We start from the raw sequence: 1,727 nt of genomic DNA on the forward strand, positions 1-1,727 counted from the left end.
CGCCCGACCGCCCGTCCTGGTTGACGCCCGTGGCCCGTACCGTGGCCAGCACGCGGTCGTGCGCGCCGAGTGCGTCGGGCAGCCGCCTGAGTACGACGGCCAGGCATCCTTCGCTGCGTACGTAGCCGTCGGCGCCGGCGTCGAAGGGCCGGCAGCGGCCGTCGGCCGAAAGGGCGCCCGCACGGTCGAAGTTGAGGGTGACGGCCGGCGACGCCAGCAGGTTGACCCCGGCCACGATCGCGGTGTCGCACTCGCCGGACGCGAGGCTCTGCCGGGCGAGATGGAGCGCGACCAGCGACGACGAGCAGGCCGTGTCGACGGTGAGGCTGGGGCCGTGCAGGTCCAGCAGGTACGACACCCGGTTGGCGAGCACGCTCAGCGCCGCTCCGGTGCCGGTGCGGCCGGTGATCGCGGGCAGGTCCTCCAGCCTCCTGCGCCCGAAGTCGTCGCCGCAGGCGCCGACGAAGACACCGGTGCGGCTGCCGGCGAGGCCGGCCGCGGGAGTGCCCGCGTGTTCCAGCGCCTCCCACACGACTTCGAGCAGGATGCGCTGCTGGGGATCCATGCCGACCGCCTCGACGGGCGCGATGCCGAAGAAGTCGGCGTCGAAACCGGCGATGTCGTCGAGGAAACCGCCGAACTCCGTGGCCCCGTCGACGGCGTGGGCGAACTCCGGGGACACGGCGCGATAGGCGGCCCAGCGGTCCTCCGGCACCCGGCCGATCGCCTCGCCGCCGGAGCTGAGGAAGGACCACAGGTCCTCCGGCGAGTCGATGCCGCCGGGGAGCCTGCAGCCGATGCCGGTGACGGCCACCTCGCCGCCGGACCGGTGCTCCACGGCGCCTGACGGATCACCCTCGGGTGACTCGCCGGTGAGGTGTGCGACCAGCCCGCGGATCGTCGGGTGCTGCCACAGCACGGTCGGCGGGAGGACGCGGTCCAGGAACTCCTCCAGCTCTCCCGACAGCACGACCGCGTCCCGTGAACCGAACCCGTACTCCTGGAGCGGCCGGTCGGGATCGACCTGGTGCGGCGGGACCGAACCGTGTGCCGCCACCCGTTCCACCAGCCATGACTGGAGTTCTCGCATGGTCGTGACTCCCCCTAGGCCGACGTGAGTTCGCCGCGCAGATACCGGTCCCGGCAGGCGCGGCGCTGCAGCTTGCCGCTGGTGGTCTTCGGCAGCGAACCGCGGCGTACGACCAGGACGTCGAGGGCGTCGACTCCGTGCCGGGTCAGTACGGCGCCGCGGATGGCGTCCCGGATCGGGGCCGCGTCGGTGACCGCGCGCGGCCGGTCGAGCTCGGCGACCAGCACCAGTTGCTCCCGTTCGCCGGTGTCCACGGCGAAGGCCGCCACATGCCCGCGCCTGACGTCGTCGCTGGCCTCCTCCGCGGTGATCTCCAGGTCCACGGGGTGGTGGTTGCGGCCGTCGACGATGACGAGGTCCTTCAGCCGGCCCGTGATGAACAGTTCGCCGTCGTGGAGGAAGCCGAGGTCGCCGGTGCGCAGCCAGCCGTCGTCCCGGAAGAGTTCGGCGGTGCGTTCGGGCTGCTTCCAGTACCCCGCGCAGACGTTGGGGCCGCGGACCCACACCTCGCCGACCGCGTCGGCGGGGGCGTCGAGGCCGGTGGCAGGATCGGCGATCCGGACGTCCTGGGCGACCGGCGTCCCGCAGCTGACGACCCTCGGGCCGTCCGCGCCGTCGGAGGGTACGGGGGCGGCCC

Annotated in this window: 2 protein-coding genes; both read right to left on the bottom strand. The window is 73.4% G+C overall.

Translation table 11 applies throughout. From position 1 onward, the window contains the following. Positions 1-1,090 (bottom strand): type I polyketide synthase (locus R6V09_RS52405; RefSeq protein ID WP_317888444.1); only part of this gene is annotated, 1,090 nt, incomplete at its 3' end. A 14-nt stretch (positions 1,091-1,104) separates the two neighbouring features. Next, on the bottom strand, positions 1,105-1,727 hold a 623-nt coding region (locus R6V09_RS52410; RefSeq protein WP_317888445.1), incomplete at its 5' end, for an AMP-binding protein.

Source organism: Streptomyces sp. W16 (assembly GCF_033194735.1).
In the GTDB taxonomy this organism is placed as follows: Bacteria; Actinomycetota; Actinomycetes; order Streptomycetales; family Streptomycetaceae; genus Streptomyces.